The organism is Corynebacterium sp. UMB6689, assembly GCF_030215295.1.
Classification (GTDB): Bacteria; Actinomycetota; Actinomycetes; order Mycobacteriales; family Mycobacteriaceae; genus Corynebacterium; species Corynebacterium aurimucosum.
This window is the reverse complement of record NZ_JASOLS010000028.1, coordinates 1-24,369: the sequence shown is the minus strand read 5'-3', so window position 1 is coordinate 24,369 and position 24,369 is coordinate 1. Positions and strand designations below refer to the sequence as shown.

The 24,369-nt window shown below is 57.6% G+C and carries 16 protein-coding genes, 1 tRNA gene and 4 pseudogenes; 11 read left to right on the top strand and 10 right to left on the bottom strand.

Annotated features, from left to right (window positions below; all coding sequences use genetic code 11):
- The first annotated feature begins 361 nt into the window (after positions 1-361).
- Complete coding sequence (locus QP363_RS11920; RefSeq protein WP_284764683.1) at positions 362-1,834, top strand: reverse gyrase; 1,473 nt, start codon at positions 362-364, stop codon at positions 1,832-1,834.
- A gap of 194 nt (positions 1,835-2,028) precedes the next feature.
- On the opposite strand, the gene QP363_RS11915 is transcribed toward QP363_RS11920, so the two are convergent.
- Positions 2,029-4,293, bottom strand: a complete 2,265-nt coding sequence (locus QP363_RS11915; protein WP_284764682.1) for a DEAD/DEAH box helicase — start codon at positions 4,291-4,293, stop codon at positions 2,029-2,031.
- Between the two features lie 725 nt (positions 4,294-5,018).
- On the opposite strand from QP363_RS11915, the gene QP363_RS11910 reads away from it, so the two are divergent.
- A complete protein-coding gene (locus QP363_RS11910) occupies positions 5,019-5,462 on the top strand; it encodes a helix-turn-helix domain-containing protein (protein WP_284764681.1) in 444 nt (147 codons plus the stop codon).
- A gap of 495 nt (positions 5,463-5,957) precedes the next feature.
- On the opposite strand, the gene QP363_RS11905 is transcribed toward QP363_RS11910, so the two are convergent.
- From QP363_RS11905 to QP363_RS11880, 6 genes and pseudogenes are all read right to left on the bottom strand, one after another.
- Entirely contained in the window at positions 5,958-6,377 is a 420-nt protein-coding gene (locus QP363_RS11905) for an organic hydroperoxide resistance protein (protein ID WP_284764680.1), read from the bottom strand.
- A 181-nt stretch (positions 6,378-6,558) separates the two neighbouring features.
- On the bottom strand, positions 6,559-7,149 hold the full coding sequence (locus QP363_RS11900; protein WP_284764679.1) for a hypothetical protein: 591 nt from the start codon (positions 7,147-7,149) through the stop codon (positions 6,559-6,561).
- Positions 7,150-7,156: 7 nt separating this feature from the next.
- Positions 7,157-7,960, bottom strand: coding sequence for an ImmA/IrrE family metallo-endopeptidase (locus tag QP363_RS11895; RefSeq protein WP_284764678.1), 804 nt, complete (start codon positions 7,958-7,960; stop codon positions 7,157-7,159).
- Complete coding sequence (locus QP363_RS11890; protein WP_284764677.1) at positions 7,953-8,285, bottom strand: helix-turn-helix domain-containing protein; 333 nt, start codon at positions 8,283-8,285, stop codon at positions 7,953-7,955. The genes QP363_RS11895 and QP363_RS11890 overlap by 8 nt, the downstream gene beginning before the upstream one ends.
- A 699-nt stretch (positions 8,286-8,984) precedes the next feature.
- Positions 8,985-9,218, bottom strand: a pseudogene (locus QP363_RS11885) (helix-turn-helix domain-containing protein); the annotation flags it as partial.
- 124 nt (positions 9,219-9,342) lie between these two features.
- Positions 9,343-9,594 carry a helix-turn-helix domain-containing protein gene (locus tag QP363_RS11880; protein ID WP_284764676.1) on the bottom strand — a complete coding sequence of 84 codons (252 nt, stop codon included), beginning with the start codon at positions 9,592-9,594 and terminating at the stop codon, positions 9,343-9,345.
- 608 nt (positions 9,595-10,202) lie between these two features.
- Here QP363_RS11880 and QP363_RS11875 point away from each other — a divergent pair.
- Complete coding sequence (locus QP363_RS11875) at positions 10,203-13,937, top strand: hypothetical protein (RefSeq protein WP_284764675.1); 3,735 nt, start codon at positions 10,203-10,205, stop codon at positions 13,935-13,937.
- A gap of 395 nt (positions 13,938-14,332) precedes the next feature.
- On the opposite strand, the pseudogene QP363_RS11865 reads toward QP363_RS11875, so the two are convergent.
- Positions 14,333-14,875 (bottom strand): annotated as a pseudogene (locus QP363_RS11865) (DUF488 family protein).
- Positions 14,876-15,398: 523 nt separating this feature from the next.
- On the opposite strand from QP363_RS11865, the pseudogene QP363_RS11860 reads away from it, so the two are divergent.
- Positions 15,399-15,568, top strand: a pseudogene (locus QP363_RS11860) (transcriptional regulator); the annotation flags it as partial.
- A gap of 39 nt (positions 15,569-15,607) precedes the next feature.
- Here the strand turns inward: QP363_RS11860 and QP363_RS13740 are convergent.
- Positions 15,608-15,919: pseudogene (locus QP363_RS13740) on the bottom strand (VOC family protein); the annotation flags it as partial.
- 76 nt (positions 15,920-15,995) lie between these two features.
- Positions 15,996-17,330 (bottom strand): ATP/GTP-binding protein, encoded by a 1,335-nt coding sequence (locus QP363_RS11850; protein ID WP_284764672.1) that lies wholly within the window; start codon positions 17,328-17,330, stop codon positions 15,996-15,998.
- A 190-nt stretch (positions 17,331-17,520) separates the two neighbouring features.
- Here QP363_RS11850 and QP363_RS11845 point away from each other — a divergent pair, with 190 nt between their 5' ends.
- From QP363_RS11845 to QP363_RS11815, 7 genes are all read left to right on the top strand, one after another.
- Positions 17,521-17,895, top strand: coding sequence for a hypothetical protein (locus tag QP363_RS11845; protein ID WP_236660875.1), 375 nt, complete (start codon positions 17,521-17,523; stop codon positions 17,893-17,895).
- Between the two features lie 237 nt (positions 17,896-18,132).
- Positions 18,133-18,206: transfer RNA gene (locus QP363_RS11840), tRNA-Ile, on the top strand.
- Positions 18,207-18,237: 31 nt separating this feature from the next.
- Positions 18,238-19,311: a trimeric intracellular cation channel family protein gene (locus tag QP363_RS11835; protein ID WP_284764671.1), complete on the top strand. Its 1,074-nt coding sequence runs from the start codon at positions 18,238-18,240 to the stop codon at positions 19,309-19,311.
- 38 nt (positions 19,312-19,349) lie between these two features.
- Positions 19,350-20,948, top strand: coding sequence for an ABC transporter substrate-binding protein (locus QP363_RS11830; protein ID WP_284764670.1), 1,599 nt, complete (start codon positions 19,350-19,352; stop codon positions 20,946-20,948).
- A gap of 43 nt (positions 20,949-20,991) precedes the next feature.
- Positions 20,992-22,563, top strand: coding sequence for a mechanosensitive ion channel family protein (locus QP363_RS11825; RefSeq protein ID WP_284764669.1), 1,572 nt, complete (start codon positions 20,992-20,994; stop codon positions 22,561-22,563).
- A 278-nt stretch (positions 22,564-22,841) separates the two neighbouring features.
- Complete coding sequence (locus tag QP363_RS11820; RefSeq protein WP_284764668.1) at positions 22,842-23,507, top strand: excalibur calcium-binding domain-containing protein; 666 nt, start codon at positions 22,842-22,844, stop codon at positions 23,505-23,507.
- Positions 23,508-23,517: 10 nt separating this feature from the next.
- Complete coding sequence (locus QP363_RS11815; protein ID WP_284764667.1) at positions 23,518-24,321, top strand: serine hydrolase; 804 nt, start codon at positions 23,518-23,520, stop codon at positions 24,319-24,321.
- Positions 24,322-24,369 lie beyond the last annotated feature (48 nt).

Here is a 24,369-nt window from a genome sequence, read left to right as displayed (position 1 = left end):
AGTGTCCAAGGCCTCCATGGATTCCGTGTCCAAAAAGACACCGGACTCCATGTCCAAAAACCCTATGGACATAACAGTGTTAGCCGAAGGGAACGAAGCTAGAACGTGCATCGTGTCCAAAAACGCAGACACTAGTTCAAAAAGGTGCCGATTGGGTGAGGGTAGTTTTAGATAATGGATTGCACCGAAGCGATCATGTTCGTTCTTTCCTACAATCGGTCTTGGAGAAGCTCCCCGAAGAAAATGAAGCGAGCTTCTAAGAGACAAGCGATTCGATCTAACAGTCACCGTCAATATTCCGGGAATTCTTGCTTGGTTTCCAAAGTAGCCCGCCGTTTTCGGATCCTGTGAGGAGAGAAAAATGAATACGGAGTATTTAAAGCAGCTTCGCCGAGGCGAACACCTTTCGGGGTTCCTAATGTGGTGCGATGGAGAAGAGACATTTTCGGTACCAGGCGTGATTCTTCTTGAAAAGTCCGGCCAAGTAGTCATCAGACTAATTCTGCATAGTGAGTCTCCGGTCAAACTCGGATTCGAACCGGGCACATATGCCGTAGCCAACGGCGTAGAGATCAAGCCGATTCTTATTCCTGAAGTCTGTTCATTTGATTCCAACGGCGGTGTGCTGACTTTAGTACAATCGCGTAGTCACCGCCGATTTACCGAGCTAATTGGGCACCCTGTCGAGCTTGCTATATGTCCGCGGTATGTGATTGCCAGTCATATTGAATCGCCACATTGGAAACACCCAGTTGAGATGCGAGCGGAGATTGAGGGGCTGGACGCTTGGATATGTAGTGGAATTTTTGGGCGTTCAATCAGTGTAGACAGGGACTCTGAGACCTACCCGTCGAAGGATCGGGTGACGCTAGAGAGCTTCGACTACCAGGCCCAAATTTTTTCGGGCAAAGCGTCGGGGAAGGACTTTCGTCTTAGAGTTGCGCCTTTATCTGAGTCTTTTCGCGGCGATAATGGGGAAGAAATTGGTATAAGATTCCGCAGCGTACTCGAGGTGTCTTCGCAAGGTGAGATAATGACTTGGGATGACGCATTAAAGGAGCTTCGGTATTTGAGGGAATTGCTGATGCTTCTAGCATGGAAAACCCTGCATGCTATGAACCTTCAAGGACGATTTGGTCAGAGCCAAGGTTGTAACAAGGACTTCTGGGAAAGTATCGGGTTTCAGGCTCCAGAAGTGCCGCCGGTAGGTGACTGGGCCGATATTTTCAATTCTAGTTTTTCTCTGTCGAAGCCATCGAATACACAGAACTCGAGGTATTCCTTTATCATTCCATTTCACGAATTTGACCAAGAGATGCTTGATAAGTGGCGTCATACCCGCGAATACTATTCGCATCCCATCCAGCTATTCATTCAAACTATCGACAACTATCAGATGGCACCTGAGGTAAAAGCCCTGCAATTAGGTGCAGGCATCGAATCTTTGGGGTTCAAAGTTCAGGAGAAAAAGACCAGCATAAAATCAGCTGATGGGAAAAAGGCGATTCAGTTATTCCGTCGGGTAGAGGAGCCAGCAAGAAAGATTTTTCCACATTTATTCGAGAGCTGGTCGACCGATGCCAACGAGGTCTATCAAGCCATGAAACACTTGAATCGAGAACTTTCGGATACAGGAGAAATCGCGAAAATAAACTACCAATCGATCTTGGTAATCCAGATATGGCTGGCCCATGAACTTGGTGCAAGCGAATCGAGTATCAAACGTCACGTCGAAGAGCGGATGGCTCAGGTGCCTAAGTACTCAAAAATTGAAGACCCATCGATGCTGGACGATAACGCAACTACCATCATGAATGACGATTCTGCTCGCTAAGCTAGATTTGCAATACTAAGGCTAGGACTGTTATGTCCATAGGGTTTTTGGACATGGAGTCCAGGAGGTTTTGGACAGGACCTCAATACTGCCCATGAAATACCGTGAACACGACTTTTTCAAGGACTCCAGGGCGGGCGCTGTAATGTGCACGGCCCCTAATCCAGTAGCAATCGGTCATGAATGGGGCAGCTCTAACCGTTGTTGCGAGTGAACCCCTGCTTGGCAATGGTGGAGCTTCTCTTTCTGAAAGCCGTGGCAAGGGCAGGGACGTTGGCATCGAGAAAGTCGTGGACGGTTGCAGAGATGTTCTCTTTGTCATCGGTATCGCGAGTGACTCGGCCAACCTGCTGAATGACCACGCCCCGGAAACTAACTGGGGCGGCCAGCACAAGAGTATCCAGCGCGGGAAGATCAATGCCTTCGCCAGCCACCTGGGACATGGCTAAAAGGACGAAATGCGGTGTTACGGCAAGCTGCTCACGGACGGCTTGCCTCTCGCTTGCCGTTTGTCCGCCGTGTAGCTGAAGGACGGGGAAGGGGGCGTCGGTAAGCAGAGCGTTGAGGGCGGCGAGGTGTTCGCGTCGTTTCACCAGGACGAGGACCGTGTGCTTATCCTGCGCTGCTTGTGTGATGACATCGGCGATGAGACGGTTGCGGTCCTCATCCGCCGCCAGAGTGGTGTCGAGGTCGGGCCAGAACAGGTAAGGGGAGTCGTACGTGAACTCGGTGTTGTGGACTAGGTAATCGCGGCGTCCGGGGCGTTCGAGCTTGACGGTATGGCGGATAGGGCCGCAAATGAGGGGAAGCAGCTTATCGAGGCCGTCGGAGCGGTACGGTGTCGCGGTCATACCGAGCATAAAACGGACGTTGAGGTGTGCGAGGACGTTGGTTAAACCCGCGGCGCCGACCCGGTGGCATTCGTCAACGATGATGTGGCCATAGTTGGAGAGAAAATCAGTCTTGGAATCATTGCGGCTGATGGATTGGGCAGTGACAATGTCTATCTCTCCACTGAGCTTCTTCTTGGTGCCCGAGTATTGCCCAACCTGAACTTCCGGGAGGAACTGATTGAGGGCTTGGTGCCATTGGGTAGCAAGCTCCCTGGATGGAACAATCACCGCAGTGGGAACTTGGCGCTGGGCGATGATTGCACACGCCATGACGGTCTTTCCGGTACCGGGAGGAGCAATGAGCATTCCAGACTTGTGCTTGAGCATCTGTTTGACGGCGGAATGCTGGTAGGGGCGTAGTTCGCCGGCGAATGACGCATCGATGCGCTGAGGTTTCGGCGTACGTCCGCGACGTGTGACGGTATATCCGGCAGTCTTCAAGATGTCGACGACGTCATCGAGCGTGCCGCGGTCGAGCGTGAGGACTTGGTCCTTTTCATCAAAACGTACGATGAGCCGTGGAGTACCGAAAGTGGAGAAACGCTGGGCCTGCTTGATATAGAACTGCGGGTTAGCAATAGCACCTAGGTGCCGCAGGGCCGTACGAGTGGTGGCGTCGACGCCCGATAAATCGACGTGGACGTGCGAATCGTGCGTGACGTGGACCTTTCCCGAGGCCTTGAGCTTCTTTAGCTCTTCGCGAGTGGGGGCCTGGGGAAGGGATGTCTCGGGATCGGGTTGAAGTGCGGCGTAGATTCTCTTGAGCTCGGAAAGCGTTGACTTCTTCGTCCCAGCCAAAGCCTCGAATTGGTCTGGCAAAGGATGAAAATTACTGTCGACGAAGATGGTTGTGCCTTCGGATCGATGGTGGCCTGCTAATGGGAGGGCAATCAGATTGCCGAAACCACGGCCTTTCGCCGGCAGTGTGTCTTGGGATGGAAAGAACCGGTCGAAACTGGTGAAGTATGAATCTGGACTAGCCTTGGCAAGAAGTCCGATTCCTACAGAACGGGCGAGGCTGGCGGGAATAGGTTCGTCGAAGAATACCCAGACGTGGGCTCCGTTCCCAGAACGCGATACTTCAATGAGTGGGTCGAGGCCCTGGTTCTTGCATTCTTTTGCGTAGGCGCGGGCGGCTTGCTTGAAGTCGTCATCATCAAAATCGCAGACCAACAGCCGGCAACTATCATCTATGCACAGTGGATAAAGCCCAACGTGGAAGCGGTTGTCCCGGCGAAGGTGTCCTTCGATCACCTTGGGCGTCAGGGGTTTTAGGTCGGGATTTCTTCGGTCATAGTAGCCGTTGCTAGCCGGGTACCAAGCCTTCTTTCCCGCAGTATTTTTGGCCACTGCGTAGACATCTGTCCTACCCGTGAAGTAATCCATGAAGAGGGCAATCTTCTCTTCCGGTGAGCGGTTTTCAGAGTGAACGTTCGCCGGCGGCGGTGTGTCTGCAGTACTAGGGCGCGAAGGAGCATGACCGAGGGCCTGCAGTAGTTGGGCTACCTGAGACTCCAATTCGCTAACGCGAGTTTCAAGTGCTTGGAGGCGTTCCTGTTTAGTCATGGTGCGTGTTCCTTGTGCATCGGAACTAGTTTATCGGACGGTGTGCGGCTAAAGGCCTTGTCGGCCTAGCGTTGTATTGCTTAGAATAATCGCAGGACGAGCCGGTTACCGGAACGTTGTCGCCTGGAGCCGCGTAGGCTCCAGAGCTTTTTGGAGGGCCTTCTGGGCGCAGTGATGGAGTGCGTGCCTTAACAGTCAAGCTTTGATTCTGGCGGGAGTGCCGGACAGGCGCAGCAAGTGGAGCGTTGAGGTGGCCTCTAGACATTCGCACACAATTCGGTTGTCCTTAAGAAGAGTCTCACTGCTAGGTGAAAGACGCTTCAGGTGTACGTGTCCTCCTGGGAAAGGAGGGGTGATGACTTCCTCTACGCAAATTCTCCGACGAGTGCTAATCTCTGAAATAAGCAGGTGCTGACTACTGAAGGGCGAAGGAGGGATTAAATTGACAAAGTCGACCGTTTCAAGACCTGACCACATTAATACTTCTGTAACTCAGGTCCAAGATATGGATGAGGAAGACCGTCGCCGCTACGTTGAGTACTTAGGGCGGGAGATTGCCAATTGGTCCGCGGAACTTAACCGCCGTCTAGCTTGACCAAAGGGCTTAGGGGGTGCCGAATTGGGGTATTTTGTGGTCACGTACGTGCAGTATGACTACGATTGGAAGAGATTTCACTTGTAAGTGAAAAGGATTTAATTGGTTGCAAGAAGAGGAAGGAGTGCCGATGAACGCCGTGACATTGATTAACGATCGGGTGATGATCGACGATGCCATGGTTGAAAATCTCCAGTCCCTACCTTCTCTCGGTGCCGCGACTTTTCGGGTGACAGACGCAGAAGGCCGTGTTGTGTCGTTGCCCCTTGACGTGCAGCGACTGATTTCTCAAGTGTTGACGTCTGTTGCGCAGCGCGGCGAAATTACCATTTCGCGCGTACCCGAGGAACTTACCAGTACTGTCGCTGCAGAGATTTTGGGTGTCTCTCGTCCAACGCTCATGAAATGGGCAAAAGAAGGAGCGATAGCGACCCACAAGCGCGGAACGCATGCCCGATTTAAGCGTGATGATGTTTTGAAGCTGAAGCAGCAGCGAGCCGAGGAGCGGGCTCAGGCGTTCAGTGAGTGGCGTGAATTCGAAAAGGAGAACGAGCGCTTTTTCTCTGAGCCCTAATTGGAGGGATGGGTCAAGGTTAGCTTCTGCGTAGGCTTAGTCCCCTCAGTATCCTGTTGAGTATGCCGCAGAGAGTATTCGTTGATGCAAACATCTTAGCGAGTCGTACGATCCTTGATTGGCTGTCTGCGCTGCAGTGCCTGTCAGGGAGCATGTTTGTGTTTTATACGTCGCAAGACGTATTTGCGGAAGTCATACGAGTTCTACGGCGGAAATTCCCTAAAGCGCCAGGGAAGATTGTTAACGATCGTGTCAAAAAGGTTGGGGCGGTGATGGAGGAAATCCTATGCGATTTCCCAGGGAACCTTCCTTATGCTGGTTCACGATTCCGCACCGCACTTAGTCTTGAGATGTACGAAGCAGCAACTTGATTACTGGCAAACACAATCTGGTTTTCGGGGGTTGGATCATGCACTAAAGCGGGCAGGTTGTCCGAACTTTGCCGGAGCAGTGCGCGAGGCATTAAAAGTCCTTGCGCGTCAGTAGAGCCTTTTCTTAGTCCTGCGCCACGCTCACCGTGACGTTGATATTGCCGCGGGTGGCCTTGGAGTAGGGGCAGGTCTCGTGGGCGGCGTCGGCAAGCGCTTGTGCTTCGTCCTGGTTCTTGCCAGGGATGGTGACCTCGAGCTCGACGCCAAGGAAGAAGCCCTCGGAGTTCTTGTTGAGGGTCACGCGCGCACCGACGGCGGAGTCGGTGATGTCTGCGCCCTTGTCCTTGGCCACGGCCTTGAGCGCAGAATGGAAGCAGGCGGCGTAACCGGCGGCGAAGAGCTGCTCAGGGTTGACTCCGTTGCCGCTGCCGCCCAATTCCTTCGGGGCGGCCATGGTGAAGTCGAGGTCGGAGTCCTGGACCACGGCGCGGCCATCGCGGCCCGCGCCAGTGGAGAGTGCTTCGGTGGTGTAGGCGGCGGTCATGGTGATTCCTTCCTGTCGGAGATACGTGGCCGCCGATTGTACGCGGGAAAGTAAGTTTGCTCTGTTAGCGCGGAGCATCTTCCGTAACGGCGGCAGTCTCGCGGGCTTCAGTGGTTGCCGTCTTCGAAGGTTTCGATGCGTCGGGGGCTAGTTGGCAGAGCATGCTGGATGGGGGGAATGATTACATGGCGCCTCGGTAGACCGAGCGGTCATTCAATCGAGTGCTCTCGAATGGGGCGAGGACGTCGAATCTGGAGAGCTTCTCCCATACCTTGCGGGATTGGCCGCGGTCAGTGAGGATACCGAGCTTCACACAACGGAGGAGCACTGCTTCGGTGCTAAAGACTCTTGCTGCCTGTCGCTTGTTTACGAGCTGACGGGCTTCTTCATCATCGATGATGATGGCGGTAAGCGCCGAGGGATCCTCTTCGAGAAGAGCCAGACAGTGAGCGATGGCGATGTATTCTCCCAGGTTCTTCGCCATCCCACCCTGAATCGAATATCTCGGGCCCGCGAATAGGCGGATGTGTTTGAAGAGGCGGTCCAAGTCATCCTCGAGGACCGTTACGTGACCGTGCGCAATTAGGGAAGCCCAGGTTTTCGAGCCACGTTGGAACCGCGGAACTTTCAGTTTTCTTTCTACTTCGTCTCTGACTGCCGCAGGCACGTGAAGCTGTTCATCGCCTACGAATTTGAGGAGTAGGTCCTCCTCGCCGGCGCAGATGAAATTCAGCAACACGCTGGTGTCCGCAAAGATGAACCTTCTAGTCATGGTGAAACTACTCGTTGGCGAAGAAGTCATCGAGGTCAGCGTCAATATCGCGCTGACCTGTGGGCTGTTTACTGGTAAACCTCGGGGCGGCGTGCATTGAGTCCGCTACTTCCTCGGGACTTACCTGCTCGGCGAAGGCTACAGTCGACAGGGTGATGAGTCCTTGGGAGTAGGCTTTGTAAGCATCGGCGACGAGCCTTTCGGAGGCCCGGGGAAGCGCGGCAATTTTGCGTGCGTGGTCATACGAGGCTTTCCATCCGAAGCGTGAGGCGAGTCCCTTGGCGGTGTGATTCCTTAACTCTTCTTTGGTGTCTTTTGAAATAAGACCTGCTTGATGCAGCTGGATGGCTGCTACGTGTGGAGAGACTTGGAATCGTTGGACAACGGTAGACAATAGCTCTTCCGGATCTGCGTACGGAGGCAACTCTTGTAGCGCTTTTTCAGGGCAGAGTACGCAGCGTGCAAAGGTGTTTGCGCGTGTTTCGGAAGGCAGAGTTTTGTCACATTGCAAGGAAGCGCCGTCCTCCGTGATGTCTCCGGCCACGATGTGCCCGATTTCGTGGGCGACAGTTAAACGCTGACGGAAAGGATTGTTGCTCGTGCTAATCCCCACAGTTAAAGCGCCTGAGGCTGGATCGCGTAGAGTCAGCGCATCGAGGTCATCCGTCAAATCGAGGACGATGAAGTCAGCATCAACGAGCTTCATGAGGTTGTTAATGTCGCCAACTGGCCCTAAGCCAAGATCGTGCTCCGCGCGAAAATTAGCAGCCAGTTCAACACCCTGTTGCGAGGGGCTCGTTGACTTAGGCATGTGCACTATCCAGGTTCACTCGGAGCTGGAGATAAGGCAGAAGAGTTTGTGTTGCTTCCTCGGTTTTGGTCTGGTGACCACGGGCGGCAACGCGCACACGCTTAGAGAGTGGAGTGGCGTCCACAAGTTCAGCGGCATCGATCCCGAGAGCCCACGCGAGGGCCATGATGTGGTGGAGGGTTGGCATGGCTGTGCCCTTCTCAAGGCGGGCCAAGGTGGGCTGGGACAGAATTTCATCGGTCATGGCGGCGAGATCTCTTTGGCTGAGCCTGCGTAGCTGACGCTGTGCGCGGATGCGCTCGCCGAAGTCGGTGGGGATGTTCATTGTGTGCTCCTTGTTGACTTCGATTAAACACGTGAATCAGATTTGAGTCAATATGATTCAAGGCGTTGTCTGATGATCGGAGGAAAGCTTCCCTAATCGCTGTGATCGCATGCGTAAATAGAATCTGCTCTTGTTCAATGTGGACTCGGCATTGGGCAATACTTTGGACACTCCAGCAGGCGTTGACTAGCTCTGTGCTCATTGGGCATAATTCTTGGCAGGAGCAGCCCTACTACGTGTACAGCTGCTCGACCCTCACCGGGGCTACTGGCAGGTGAGGGTTATTTTTTAGTGTGCTTGGGATGCAAGTGACTTTGCGTTGGGCAGCTACCGAGCGTCTCTTGGATGGTTGCGTTCGCGTTCATAAGGGAATCCGTTCCTGCTCAATGCGCAGCCTTCCTTTGGAGTAGAGGGGCGGTAGGCGCGTTGCTCTTCGTCGGTGAGGTGGGTGAGGGCGGCAGCGTCGGCGAGGGGAATCTCTAAATTGGACAGCGCCGGTGCGTGGTTGAGGTAGCGCAGGCGGGAGTTGTTACGGCGTAGGCCCAAATCCGTGGTGCCGAAGGATGCGAGGAGTAATTGGAGCAGTTGGCGATGGGTGTCAATCCATTTGCTGACAAAGAGCTGGCTGTTCATAAGACTGAAATGGTAGCGGTGTGGTGAGTATCTGGTAGCGCCTGAGGGGCCTTCCAGCCGCGCGATCTGACGGCGCAGCTTGTCTTCTTCTGTAAGCCGCTTCGGTGCAACAGAGCCCTTGGGTCTGCCCTTCGGCTTTGGCTTTAACGCGTCATCGCCGCCTTTGCGCCACTTCCTGGACCAATCTTTGACGAGCTGGTCTGACGACAGGCCAAACTCACGGGCAAGGTCCATTCTTGTCTCGCGAGCAAGGCGGCGTTGGACAACTTCCTTCTTGATTTCGAACGAGTACTGCTGCTCGCGCTGATATTCGCTCGGCGAATTTCGTACTCTCAATGAAAACTGCTCCCCTCTAGTCGGTAACTGAGTTCTCAGTCCTACTAATGGGGAGCAGTTCACCCAGGCTGGCGGGTTTTATTTGTGCTCATTGCTGGCCACCGCCCAGGAGCCGAGCGAGACGGTGGATCTGCTGATCGCTCAGCGGGGGAGCAGCGGCGGCGATGCGGCTCACGGCCGACTCGATATCCTCAAATGTCGGCTGGCGGCCGGTGGGGCGTTTGAGGGCCTCGAGGTCAGCCCTCTCGATCTTGATGCGCCCACCGATTTTGCTGGCGCGCAGATATCCCTCGGAGATGTACTTGCGGAGGGTGGAGTAGCCGCCGAAACCTTCGGCCACCGCATCCTACAGGGGGAGAAGTGTTTTCTCGTCTTCTAGTGACGGTAAGGCGAATGCGCCCATGGAAACTCCCGGTAGCGTTTCTCCTTCCGTTAAGAAGGCGCTACCGGTGCCAATCGGCGCTCCGGCCCGGGGTCCATCCCCTCAGGCGTGTTCGGTGAGCCCGTTCCGTCGCGCGGGCCAGTGGCGACCATTGTCGCCAGACGTCCAATCCAATGACGTCCCAGGCAATTACTCCCGTCATGCTGTAGATGAAGGGTAGTCACACCAGCACAACGTGACGCCAGAATAACACGGATGAGCGGCCCAGAGCGTGATTGAGCGCTGTGAAGTTATAGTTATGTGAAACGTGGTGGTCCAGTTCAACATATAGTGCTCTTCCGTAATTACTCTTCTGGTATTGATCGATTTGGGGCTGCACGTTTAGGTATAAGGTATCGTTTATCCATTGAGCTCTCTAAAGCTGGACCTGGAGCGACCTAGTTTATGGGGAGTAACTTGCGCGACCGGAGGCGTATCCCGTGAGGACTAGAGCAGGCTACATTGACCGAAGTAAGCTGAAGAACTGGGCCGATACTCGTAATTCGGAGTCTGAACTCCCGCGTCTGGTGCGTCGTCTCATCCTTGAAACGACACCGGGGTTGGTCCAGCTAGGGATGCCCGCAGGCGACGGTGTGGCAGCAGGGGATTGGGACGGTTCTGTTCGGGCAACCGAAGCGACGGCTTGGGTTCCAGATGGTTTGTCGGTATGGGAGCTGTCGGTTAATTCCAGCCCTAACAAGAAGGCCGATGAGGACTATTCTAAGCGAACAGACACTCCAGACGGCACACGGACCGCTGAATGCACCTATATCGAAGTGATCCTGCGCACTTGGACGGCACGGGACAAATGGGCTAAAAATAAGCGAAACGACCAGGTCTGGAGAGACGTCAAGGCTTTCGGGCTTGATGATATCGAGACTTGGCTTGAGGCCGCCCCAATTACATGGGCGTGGCTGTCGGAAGAACTGGGGCTTTCTCCATACGGACTTCGCACCGGTCTGACCTGGTGGCGAGATTGGGCAGCACAAACGAATCCAACATTGATACCGAAAGTTGTGCTCGCCGGTCGAACTGACACTGCCAAGGATCTCGAAGACCGGCTTGGTTCATCCGGCTCCGTCACTACGATTGCTGGCGCCTCGATGGAGGAAGTATGCGCCTTCATCGCTGCGATCGCCGTCAACCTTGATGACCAGGGCAGCGGCCAGATGCTCGCACGGCTCGCATTCGTCGACGACATATCCACATGGAGGCAGTTGACAACCTCGTCCCAACCGCTTGTCTTGGTCCCTCGCACGCCCAAGTTGGCAAGCGAGATCCCTGCAGGTACTGTGCACAACTTTTGTGTGCCGGTTGTCTCCAACGAAGGTGCCGACGTCACACTTCCAGCGTTGGATGCTGCTGAGGCAGCAGTCGCGCTGACGAGCGCCGGAGTCACAGATAGAGATAGGGCCGATGAGCTCGGTAGGCTCGCACGGCGAAGCTTAACCGGTCTGCGGCGAAACTTGGCTGTAAAGGCCGTCCTGCATCGACCGACCTGGGCTGATGCGAGTCCGTCTCGAAACTTCCGATCAATCCTGTTGGCTGGCTCCTGGGGAGACACTGCAGAAGGGGATCGTTCGATCCTCGAGGCGCTCACGGGAACTGACTACGAGTCGTTTAGAGAGGCGATCACAGGAATAGCCGACAACCCTACCGATCCTCTGGTAATCCGCACTGGCGAAGCTTGGCATCTTGTCTCACCGGTGGATGCTTGGATGCTGTTGGTGCCGAAGCTGACTCACGATGACATGAAGCGGTTCGAGACCATCGTCGAGAGGGTCTTCGCAGAGGACGATCCGGCCCTCGACCTACCGCGGGATCAACGGTGGAGAGCATCGATTGATGGCAAAACCCGTCGCTACTCCGGTGACCTCCGTCGCGGCCTCGCTCAGTCGCTCGCTCTATTGGGAATGTACGGCGAAACTATCGTCTTGTCGGGTGGAGTATCAGGGTCAGACTTCGCAAACTATCTGGTTGGGAAGCTACTCGAACGGGCGTCGACAGATGATACCGGGCGAGCGTGGCAATCACTAGCTGACATCTTGCCCCTCCTCGCTGAGGCTGGGCCGGACGCCTTCCTCGATGCGGTCAGTGCAGCAACAGCAGGCGATTCCCCTCTATTGGCCACCATGTTCCAGGACAACGCCGACGAATCGGGAATCTTCTCGGGCGGAACTCCCCACAGCAATCTGCTATGGGGGCTCGAGTGCGTGTCCTGGTCCTCTGATCATTTCGGACGAGCTGTCGATCTCCTGGCACGCCTTGACGAGATCGATCCGGGTGGTCGGCTGGCTAACCGTCCCGCGGCCTCTTTGGCTGCAATATTCCGCCCGTGGCATCCAGATAGCTCTGTCGATCCTGACCGGCGGCTTATTGTCCTCGACACGTTGCGCCGAAGACGCCCTGGCGTTGCTTGGAAGTTGGAGTGCAGCATGCTTCCTGAGGGGCACGGGACACATTTCCCGATTAGTACACCTGCGTTCCGAACTTGGAGGCCGGACAAACTATCTGTGACATACGGCGAATTCTGGAAGATGACGACCGCCGCGGTAGAGCGTTGCATCGAAGATGCTGGTCAGGATGCGCAGCGCTGGTCAACGATCCTTTCTCGCACGGCAGAGTTACCATCAGCAGACCGAGCACGAGTGGTGGATGCTCTCGAATCGATGGCCGACCAGCCGCAGTTTACGGCTGACTTTCGAGAAGCGGTGTGGCGAACCCTGGTGGACCTCATCGGCCGTCATCGCAAGTTTCCGGATGCTGCCTGGACACTTTCCGACGAGGAACTCGGCAAGCTCGACGCACTGGCAGCGCGCTACCAGCCGAGGTCTGCGTATGTCCGACTGATCGGACTCTTTCAATCATGGACTCCGTATATCGGCGCTCACAAACAAGATGATTATGAAGCCTTTGAACGTGAGCTCGGGCGCCGACGCGTCCAAGCCGTAGAAAAGATCGAGGCTGAGGGCGGTTTTGACGCCATCACGAGGCTGGCACGAGACGCGTCGATGCCGGGGGCCGTTGGTATCGCCTTGGCGAAAATCGGCTCGTCGCACGATGATGAGTTGCTCGGTTGGTTGACGTCTGCCGACCAGGATCTCGCCAGCACCGCGATGTCGTATTTCTCGACTCGCTATTCCCTAGAAGGTTTCGCTCTGATCACAGACTTCCTTGAACAGAGCGATCTTACGGTCGATCAACGTGTTCGACTCCTGCTTGTCGCGCGCGACAACCTCGCGGAGGTATGGGCTCTGGTTGGTATGGACCCGGATCTTGAGGCCCGGTACTGGAGGGCATTCCAGACAATCGACTTGGGGCAAGACATTGACAAGATCGACGAGATTGCTGAGCACTTGATCCAAGTTGGCCGCCACGTCGACGTTGTACATCTCATGAGCATGTACCCCCATATCGACAAGGACGGTCCGCGTCCCCAGGTAGCGAAACTCATTGTGCGAGCACTGGAAGGGCTACTGGCAGATCAAACTCCATCTGCCGCTGCTCGTGATCTATCGTCCTATGATTTTCAGCGGCTCTTCGCCTACCTCGAAGCTATGCGCGAGCACCTTGAGCCTGGCTGCCTTGTTCGACTGCAGTGGTCGTACCTTCCGGCGCTCGGCTATGACGCGAGAGTCCCAGCGCTATCCGAAAGCTTAGCTGCCGACCCTGCAAAACTCGTCGAGATCGTGTGCACTGTTTACCGTGCCCGGCCGAGCGGTGAGGACGAAGAAGGCGCCGAGGACCCGACTGGCGAAGAACAACACGACGCTTCCCTGGCAACCAATGCGTACCGCTTACTCAATCTATGGGACACACCGCCCGGCCTTGTCGATGGCGTCATGAATGCCGAGGTGCTTCGAGCCTGGCTTGATCGAGCTATGGAGCTCCTGGCTGAACGAGGCCGGACCGAGGTCGGCCTGCAGCAGATTGGCCAGGTTCTCGGCCATACCCCACCAGACGATGACGGCACCTGGCCGGGCAACGTCGTGCGGGATCTCATTGAAGAAGTGCAGCTTGATCACATTGAGACCGGCTTCTACCTCTATATCCTTAATAGTCGTGGAGTTACTAGTCGCGGCTTGGAAGACGGTGGCGAGCAGGAGCTCAGGCTTGCTGCGGATTATCGGGTCAAGGCCCAAGCATTCGCCGACATCGCGCCTCGAGTGGCTGGTTTGTTTAGGAAAATCGCTGTCTCGTACGAAAACGAAGCGCGACGGAACGAGGAGGACGCAGAACGTTTCCGGCGCGGGCTGCACTGAGCGGCATAAATCGCGTCACACAGCGAGTTTGCAGGCCACTGTGAGCTGGAGTGTGTATGCACATCGCTCGAGACGTTATAAGGATATGGAATGTGGTGGACTTCAAGTTCAACGTCTAGGGCCGCGGCAAGTCGGTAGCACGTTTTTCGATTCGACGCTTTGGGGCACTACCGGGGCTACCGGTGGTCTTCTTAGATTGAGCGGTTCAGATTTCCTAACCTAAAGCTCGTTTGAGCGTGCTATCCGCTGGTGTGCCTCCGATGCTGCTGCTCATAAGGTGGTGGGCGCTCCATGAATACAAGGCGTAGGTCGCGCCTGAGGTCAGGCCGAGGAGGATGCTGTGGCTGACTGAGTCGTAGTCCGAGTTTCTGCACCCCTGGCGTCTGGTGTACGTGCTAGCCCCGCTCGGGGTAGCACACGAGGAGATCGTTGCCGATGACTGCGCCGTCGTTGAGCGTTGCCTCGCTCACCTTCGCCCCGGCTGCACCCAGGCCCATAATGTGGCCAACCTCGTCACCGTGGGCGATGAAGTGGGCGGCGATAATACGCCGGTGGCAGCGCCACCACACCGCCTCTGCTCACATGATCGCGGTGGGGGTTTCGGCGGCGTTCGCCCGTAGCTGCGAGAACGCTTCCGAGGACTCCTCGCCCAGCGCAGAGTCGGCGTAATTGTGGAAGCTGCGGTTACGCCAGTTGCCGTTAACCTCAAACGGCACCGCGTGGGACACGTTGCGCCTCCCGGTGAGGCCCTCGCTTCTGCTGTAAGTGATGCCACATGTGGGAAGGTGTTCGGCAAGGTGGTTGCCGTTGAACCACGGGTACTTCCTGGACCCGGGCAGCTTGTGCACATTCACGATGGATGCCACACCGGCAGCCTTGATCATTTCAGCGAAGTCCTCGAACTCGAGGTTGGAGTGGCCCACGGTGAAAATGCGCATGTCGCCAATGCTACGCGCCAAGCGGTTACACCCACATCGGCGTCCAGGTATCGTGCACTGGCAGGTACTCGGACCGGAAGAACGCGCGGGTAGCAGGGAGGACGTTTAATGTATTCGCGCCCGCCTTTGCACGGCATCAATCCTATTTACGGCCGAGCGTTCCGCACGGACCGTTCGGTAAAGTTTCAACGGACTACCTGGGCGGTATCGGAAGCCTGAATTAGCCGTTTGTGGGGCGAATCCCATGTATGTCTTGTTAAAGGACGCTGCTGCACGATGAGCGGGGGCTGAGGCTACCTGGTACGCACTCTATCGTTACCGCACATAGCCGGGGTGGTGGTTTTAGCTGCTGTTCACGAATGAGAAGGTTTCTTTGCGCCGACACGCCGTCGAGTTCAGGTTTAACGTGTGATCCGACTTCGGTCGCCGAGCGTGCGCTCCGAGACGAGAAAACCGTGTAGTGTGAGCTGAATCCCAGTTGCAAGGATAAGGGGAGGATTGTTGACTACCACTGAGGTAAATGGTGACTGAGAAGCTTTACGTGCCGATTCACCCTGGCGAGGTCCTGACAAAGGACTTCATTGAGGGACTCGGCATCGCACATTACAAGCTCGCTGAGTCTATCGGTGTTCCCAGCGGCGGATCAAAGAGATAGTGCATGGCAAGCGCGCCAACACTGCCTTGCATCTTGGGTGCGCATCGAGAATGCATGCCAACGTTGATGACGTTGCTTGAGCCGTCGCGGTAGAAGAAGCGCGTGACGCCCCGCTCTTCGGTCGTGAGAGGGTGCACGATTTCACGACCTGCCTCGACAGTGCGACAGTAGGCGGCTTCGACATCATTGACGTAGATTAAGACATCGGGGTTCTCGCGGGCTGTGGCATCTCTCGTGAGGAGATTCAGCTGACAGCCTCTGGAATAGGCGAGTGTGACGATCCAGCCGTGATCCATCACCACCTCGAGACCGAGGACCGCAGCGTGGTCGTCGACGCTTCTGCGGAGATCTGCCACTGAGAGGTTGGGGACGATGCGTTCGATGTTCATGCAGTCAAGTTTCCCGATGAAGGCGCGCCAGTCAAGAGGTTATTCGACTACAGAACGTGGTCAAGCGCCCGCCCTTTTATGCGTCGTCCCTCACGAGCTTTTTGAGGGCATCGAGAGCCTCGCGGGAGGCGGTGCCGTAGCGCTTGCGCAGGAAGTGGTGGGTGGCGTCGGGGTTGTCCAGAGATATGGAAGTGTCGCTGAGGTTGTGCAGTTCTGACTCGCCGGCGGCGGTCTTCTCCACGGACCAGAAGCACTCCGGACGCAGGCCCAGCTCGCTGGCGCGTTCGAGGGCGCTGAAGGCGTGGGAGGCAAAGATGAGCTGCGCGCCGTGGACGTTGATGTCGGGCTCGCGGAAGGCGTGGATGATGAAATCGAGAAGAGCTGGGCGCAGGGCGGAATCTAGTTCATCGGCAACCAGAATCCCGCCGCGGCGCAGGGTGTCCAGCACCAGGGGAGCGGTGGCCATCCAGTTCTGCGTGCCGCCGGATTCATCGGTCAGCTTCAGCTCGTAAAAGGAATCATCGGCCTTGTGCTCCACGATGATGGCGTGCAGCAGGGATTCAATCTCCGCATCGGAGTAGGCGCCGAACTCGTCGGGGCGGCGGAGCCGTGCGTTACTGCGGCTGAGCGCGTCGATGACCGGGCGCATCTGGCGGAAGACGTGCTCCGGGATGCGGTCCTGGTTGAGGCGTACGGAGTGGATCCCCGTATCGGCCGCGTGAAGTAGGGCGGCAGCCTCATGCAGGTGCAGCTTTCCGGTGCGGATGAGGGTAGTGATGCGGGAGGCGGTGCTCATCGCGGTATGCCCGTGCGGCAGGTAGGCCACGTCGTGCACCAAGGCGTGGGCCAGCGGGGCGAGGACGGGGTGCCCGTCGCGCAGGCCGGCGGAAAGGATCAGCTCGGTGTCTGTCACGGGGCCGAGCTTGGCGACATCCCCCTTGTCCATGAAGGACTTCGTCCACTGCACCTCCTCACCGCGGGTGCGCACGAAGCAGGGGCTCCACCTGGTCGATGGCACGCGGCTGAGCCACTCGGCATGCACGCCGGTGAAACTCCACTGGAAGCCGTAGAGGTAGCGCACGCCATCGAGCTCAAAATCCAGCTCGAAGGTGCTGGGCAGGCGCTGCGTTTTGGGGTCGAGGCGGTACGGGGCGTGGGGGAGTTGGTTGGGTGGGGCGTCGGCAAGCCAGGCGGTGGCAGAGGACTCGATGGCAAGCAGTGCGAAGGCGAGGGCGTTGAGGATGCTGCTCTTTCCAGAGGCGGTGGGACCGATGAGGACGGTGATGGGGTCGCTGACCTGCTCCCAACCTTCCTCCGGCGCGGTGGAGTGCTGCCAATGGTGATACAGCGAGAGCGTCTGCGTGGCGCGGATGCTGCGGAAGTTGGACACGCTAAAGGAAAGGAGCCTCATGGTCGCAAGATTACAAGCTCACGATATAAATCGGTCCAAGGTTCGGGCGCTCAAGATTCGTTTTCCTGTGTTTTACTCCAGCGAACGCTGGTAGCGTTTTAGTACACGCTGCAAAAGTAACTACAGGAGGTCACGTCTTATGGGCGGGGATAGTACTGAGCTGCTCGTATGTTTCGGGTTAGTGATTGTCATGGCCCTTTATTGGACCTACTACATCCGGGGCGTGCGAAAAACTCCCAGATCAGAAAGATGGTATGACACAGCCGATTCGGAAGGCGCCGAAAGTGATGGCGTGCTCTTCATTTATCCTTATGGCACGCTAATTATGGGCGCTGCCGGTGCCACAGGGCTAGTCGCAAATATGGGCCTCCCAGAGCCGGTCGAAACGGTGCTGTTTATCCCTCTCATTGCTGCTTTCATCATTGGGGCGATTGGGTTTACAGGCGCGTTCGGGATTCCGCTTCCATGGCCATTTGTTCCGCGTTGGGTCGTGGACATCCGCAAAGCAAAGCGCGCTCGGAGGCGCGAGCGCAGGCAAGCTAGGAAAATGAAAAAGAAGGACTAAGCCTGGCAACTTACCCAGCGTCCTAGAGCCCAGCCCGGCTAAAAGTGAGCAGAAGCGTGCCTTGGCTTCGTCGTGGCGGTGGAAAGACCGGAAGATCGCTGCTGAAGTTCAGACAACGATTTCAGAGGCCCAAATTGCCGTTTTCCGGGCCTGCCGATTAATGTTGCTGGGAGCGGATTCGCTGTTTGTATTGTGTGCTGGTTGAGTACTGGTGCTCTCATCAGGCAGGGAATACGCGGGGCTATAGCTCAGTCGGTTAGAGCTACGGACTCATAATCCGTTGGTCCCGGGTTCGAGCCCCGGTGGCCCCACTTTTGCTCAGCACCCGATACGATAACCACCATGAGCGTTGTCGAGATGGACCCATTGATCGAGTCGCTGTACTACTGGTCCGACATCATTGGTGTCCTCCTCATGGGCATGATCGGCGGAACTATGGCCCGCCAGCGTGGCTATGACATCGTGGGCTTCTTCTTCATCGCGATGTTCTCCTCCCTCGGCGGCGGCATGATCCGTGACGTACTCATCAACCGTGGCACCGTCGCCGCGATGAGCCAGCCGGAGTACCTCTATCTGGCGTTTACTGGTGCCATCATCGCCCGCTTCGTCTACTTCAAGGGCAAGACATGGGACTATGTGCAGTCCCATGGGGATGCGGTGGTCTCGGCTTTGTGGGCGTCGACAGGCGCGCTCAAGGCCATTGCCTATGGCCTGCCCCTGATTCCCTGCATCATGATGGGCGTGTTCACCGCCACGGGCGGATCCATGATTCGTGATATCGCCATGGGCCGCGAGCCCGCCGTCTTCGGGGATAACACCCCCACCGTGATCCCGGCGGTGGCTTGCGCCCTGGTGGTGCTGGGTGCGGATTCAGCTGGATACCTGGCCTGGGGAATCATCCTGGGCCCCATCGTCTCCTTCGTGATGACGATGCTGGGTATTTGGGCCGGGTGGCGCGTACCTGCCCGCCAAGAGTGGGCGCCGGTCAATGACACCGCAGCTTATGTCATGGTGATGGCGCGTAAGGCGGAGAGTAAGGGTAGGGCCGTGGGGCGTCGCCTAGAGCCCACGAAGCTGCGCTCCTGGCGCCACAACCAAATGGAAAAGGCACTGCAACGCCGTATTGAGCGCGAGGTACGAGCCGGCAAGCGGCGCGCGGAAGCGGCTCTCGATGCTAACGAATTCCTCGATTCTTTCAATGAGGAAGTCGCGGAGATGTCAGAGATGATTGAGCCTGCCACTGCGGAGACAGAAACCTCCGACTTCGGCGTGGACTTAAGCGGTGACTCCTATGAGACCCCGAGCGCCGATGAGCCCTCACCGCGCGAGCTTCTGGATCGCATTTTGGCTGATGATCAGCTCACCGATGAACTGGTGGAAAGGCTCATGCGTCGCTATGAAAAGCGGGATGATTAGATGCTTTAAAGTATGGGTGAAAGTGAGGTGATGAGCGCGTGACGTCGAGGCGTTCTTTTCTGGGTCTGCTGGGGATGCTGGCAGTGTCGGGGGCAGTGGCACCCGCGGTGGTGGGCTGTGCTTCGCAGCCTGGCAGCGTTGATACCTCAGGCTTAGACCTCATCACCACTGATATTTCAGAGCCGCAGCGCTCCCTCATCCCGGCTGATTCCAACGATGTGCCGGGACAGACCATCATCAACCTGGTGTATTCGGGATTAATGTATCTGGATGAAGACGGTGGCACCCACTATGACATGGCGGAATCCATCACCCAGGTCGATGACACCACCTATGATGTGGTGATTCGTGAGGAAGCGGTGTTCTCCGATGGCTCGAACGTTACTGCTGAGGACTTCGTCGATACGTGGAATACCGCGGTAAACCAGTCGCTGCTGTCTGCGCACCATTTTGAACCGATCCTAGGTTTCCACGAGGGCGGCAAGACTATGCGTGGCCTGACGGTCACGGGGCAGAAGTCCTTCCGCATTCAGCTCTCACGTCCCACGGTGGGATTCCTGGAGAGGCTGGGCTATTCGGTCTTTTTCCCCATGCGTTCCGAAGACCAAGATAAGTTGAGCGAGCGCGGAATGGAACCCATCGGCAGCGGACCTTACATGCTGGCCTCTTGGGAGCGTGAGAAGGCAATAACCCTCGTGCCGAATCCGCGCTATAATGGCCCGCGCAAGCCACAAAACGAGGGAATCACGTTCGTTGTCTACTCCTCGGAAGAGAAGGCTTACCAGGATCTCGTCGAAGGCCGGTTGGACGTGCTCACGCGCATCCCGTCGGAGAGACTCGGCAGCTTCGAAAAAGACCTGGGTGAGCGTGCGCTGACCAAGCCAGGTGGCTCCATCATGGAAATCACCATCCCCGCCAATGACGCGAATTTCCGCGGTGAGGCTGGGCGCCTGCGACGCCGCGCTATGTCCATGGCGGTGGACCGCGAAAAAATTGCTCAAGAAGTCTTCCACGACATGGTGCTTCCAGCCACCAGCTTCGTCGCGCCGCTCTTTGGCACTACCCCGCCCGCTCCAGAGGGGGCCGACGTGCTGACCTACCAGCCGGACAAGGCCCGCGAGCTGTGGGCGCAGGCGGAAGAGCTAAAACCCTTCGAGGGCCCGTTCAGCATTGGCTATAACGTCGATGGCGGCCACAAGACGTGGATTGACGCGGTGGCGAAACAGCTGACGGATACCCTCGGCGTTCCCGCGGAAGGCCAAGAGTTCGGGACCTTGAAGGACCTGCGCAAAGAGGTTACTGCCCGCCACATCACCGGGGCCTTCCGCACGATCTGGCAGGCGGAGTTTCCAGAGGAATCGACCTTCTTGGTTCCCTTGTATGCTTCCTACTCCTCAGAGAATGAGTCAGGCTTTAGCAGCCGTGAATACGATAAGTTGCTGGAAAAGGCAGGTAAGGCACAAGACCACGAGGAAGTCCAGAAGTACTACACCGAAGCGCAGAGCTTGCTACTGGAGAAGATGCCGGCCATCCCGCTGTGGACGACAAAGTCTTACACCGCTTACGGCGCAGATATCGTCCCCGCCGGCTTCACGTGGAAGCCCACCCCGAATTACTATCTCATCCACCGCGCTTAAAGTTCCAAGGGTTCTGTCAGGCTGAAAGAGTAATCTCGGCGAAATGCTGAAGTACTACATGTTCGCCATCTGGCAGGCCATCGTGGACCATGGTTTGCCGCTGTTGGGAATGCTTCTGTTGGGCATTCTCATCCCGCGTATCGGCCGGCTGGCCGTGCGGGTGATTGAGTCCCGTTTGGATGAGAACCAAGAATCCACCAAAGCGCGCCTAGCACTCGCCGGGGCGCTGGTCTATGTGGCGCAGGCGGTGGTGTACTTCCTGCTCGTGCTGGCTGCGCTGTCCAATCTTGGGGTGCCACCCCTCGGCGCGGCGATTCCGGCGACCGTCGTCTCGGCTGCCGTCGGTTTCGGTGCGCAGTCCATCATCGGTGATTTCCTCGCGGGCTTCTTCATCCTGTCGGAAAAGCAGTTCGGTGTGGGTGACTACGTCAGCTTCGACGGCGTGACGGGTGTGGAGGGCACGGTTGTGTCGCTGACTCTGCGTACGACGACGGTGCGCACGCCCACCGGTGAAGTCGTCATGGTGCCCAATGGTTCTGCGGGCGTGGTCACGAACTTCTCCCAAGAGTGGTCCCGTGCGGTGGTGGATATTGCCATCCCGGTTCATGAGGGCGATTCTTTGCCGGAGATCACCGAGCAGGTGGAAAAGATTTCTCAGCACGCCCTCGATGCCCCGGAAATCCGCGGGGATGTGGCTGGCGAGCTCGACGTCCTGCCTGCCACCGGGCTCACAGCACCCACTGCGGCTGGCCAGCCCTGGCAGGTACAGTATCGCGTCTTGGTGCAGGTAAACCCCGCCCGCCAGTGGGCGGTGGAGCGCGCTATTCGCTCAGCCCTGCTGTCCTCCTTCTGGGATCTCTACAAGCTGCCCACGGCGGAGGGCTTGCCGGGCGATGTCCCGCAGGTGCTTGACGACGCCTCCGATACCACCACCCCCACCACCGTCATGCCGGCGGCAGATACTGCTGAGCTTTCGCAGCACAGCGCGACGTCGGATAGCACGGCTGAGGCGCAGACGGAGGTCATCGCTACGGACGCTGTGGCGGATGCCGCCGAGGAGCCTCAGGAGAACATGGATGACGGCCCAGGCCGTCCGGCGTTCTCCGATGAATCCAACGACGAGGAAGAGGACGACTACAAGGGCGGCATCTGGCGGGCGGATAAGCCGGAGAACAAGTGGCAATATTTCTGGACGCTCGGCGGGCGCGTGCGCGCCTCCACCACGGGGCTCATCGCAGGCCTCGGCGTGGTGGGCATGCTGCTGCTTTCCTCCGCTAATCCGGATGGGGTGGATGCTGGGTGGCTTTCGCCTTCGCGCTGGATGGGGGACTCAGAAGCAGCTTCGGAGTCCGTGGAGCCGTCTGAGCCTTCGGCCGCGCCGAATAGCACGCCGCAGGATGCGCCGGTTACTGATTCCACGGGCCAGGAACCGACGGATGCAGGCCAGCCGGCAACACCGACTGATGGCGCCCCGGACAGCGAGGCCACGTATGTCCCGGCGGATCCGCAGGCCCCTGCAACGCAGACCCCAGCGGAGCAATACTCCGAAACAGCTGCACCAACAGCTAATGAGCAGCCCGCCGTGAACGCCACGGAGCCTTCCAGCGCGATGTAGGTCCTGTAGAAAGCCCAACAGGGTTGGAAGAGCGTCGCCGAGAGACAGCAACACCGTACAGCACTCAGGGGGCAGCACCGAGAGGTGCTGCCGGGAAACGCTTGGAGAGGCCGCACCAGAGATATGAGTGATAGGGAAGTGCAGCGGCGCAATGCGCTACACCTTATGTATCGCCAAGGCGGGGTCATTCGTTAACGAAGCGTGTGTCGGGGGCAATCCAGCCCCAGCTCATTGCGTAATTTCCTGTGGGGAAGAACAACGGGCTATAACTTATCTTTATGACTAAGTTCTCTCGTGCGGTTCTCGCCGCCTCTGTCTCTGTTTCTCTTTGTTTATCCGCTGTTGTTCCTGCTCAGGCGGAGACTGCTGGTCAGGGGGCCGAGGCTCCTGTCGCTGACTCCTCCGCCGCTGATACTGGTGCAGATTTGTCCTCCGAGCAGGACGCTGCATCCTCCATCCAGGATGCTGAGTCCTCTGATCAGAGCTCTGATTCTTCCAGCGAGGAAGATGATGCTGAGTTCCAGCAGTCTTCCCAGGGGGAGAAAATTGCTCTTGGCGTGGGCATTTCCGCAGCCATTCTCGCGGCAATTGCTGGCGGCGTCTACTGGGCCGTGCAGCAGCGCATCATCCCGAATCCGCTCCCAGGTCTGATTCCTTCGCCGCCGGCCCCTGCGCCGGCCCCGGCTCCGGCACCAGCGCCTGCTCCCGCGCCCGCACCGGCACCGGCTCCGAAGCCTGCTCCCGCGCCCGCACCGGCACCGGCTCCGAAGCCTGCGTCCAAGCCCGCTCCCGCCCCGGCACCGAAGCCGGCTCCGGCATACTTCACTCGTTGTGCTGATGTGTGGAACGCGCTCGGCCGCCCGATCTATGCGGGTGAGCCGGGTTTCCGCTCCAAGTTCGACCGCGATGGTGATGGCGTAGGCTGCGAGCGCGATCCTCGTTAAGCTGGAGCGCATGAGCGCTTTTTCTTCTCTTGAGTCCTGGCCAGTCGATACCGTTGCCGCCGCCCTGCTGCACCGCGGCGAGGTGGTAGAGCAGCTGGGAGATACCTCCCGCCGCTTCCCGGTGGCGTCTGTGACCAAGTTGGTGGCCGCCTATGGGGTGATGGTGGCCGTCGAAGAAGGGGCGGTGGAGCTGGATCAGCTTGCAGGCCCTGAAGGCTCCACATTGCGCCATCTTTTAGCCCATGCCTCGGGGGTGGGCTTTGATACTCGTGAGCAACAAAAACCAGTCGGCGAGCGCCGCATCTACTCCTCAGCCGGCTATGAGTGGGCCGCCGAGGAAGTGGAGAAGGCCACCGAGATTCCCTTTGCTGAATACCTTGCTGAAGGCGTGTGCGCCCCGCTGGGGATGCGGGCCACCACCTTGGAAGGCTCGGCCGGGCACGGCTTGGTTTCTAGCGTGGAGGACCTTGCTGCTTTTGCTGCCGAGGTACATTCGCCCAGCCTGCTCGATCCTTCGACGGTGGAGGAAATGCGCAGCGTTCAGTTCCCTGGGCTGCGCGGCATCGTTCCCGGCTATGGCAGCTTCAAGGACTGTACGTGGGGGCTGGGCTTTGAAATCCACGGCGAGAAGAAGCAATGGATGGGTGGCTTGCCGGCCGATACCGTGGGTCACTTCGGTATGAGCGGAACTTACCTGTGGGTGGCGGGTGATTGGGCCATGGTGGCGCTCACGGACCGTGACTTTGGTGAGTGGTGCAAGCCGCTGTGGGCTGAGTCCAACACGGCCATCTGGGAGGAGTGCCAGGCGCGCTAGGCACGGTTGTGCGAAGGTCCTGGACGTCGTCGCGGCGCCCTTCGGTGC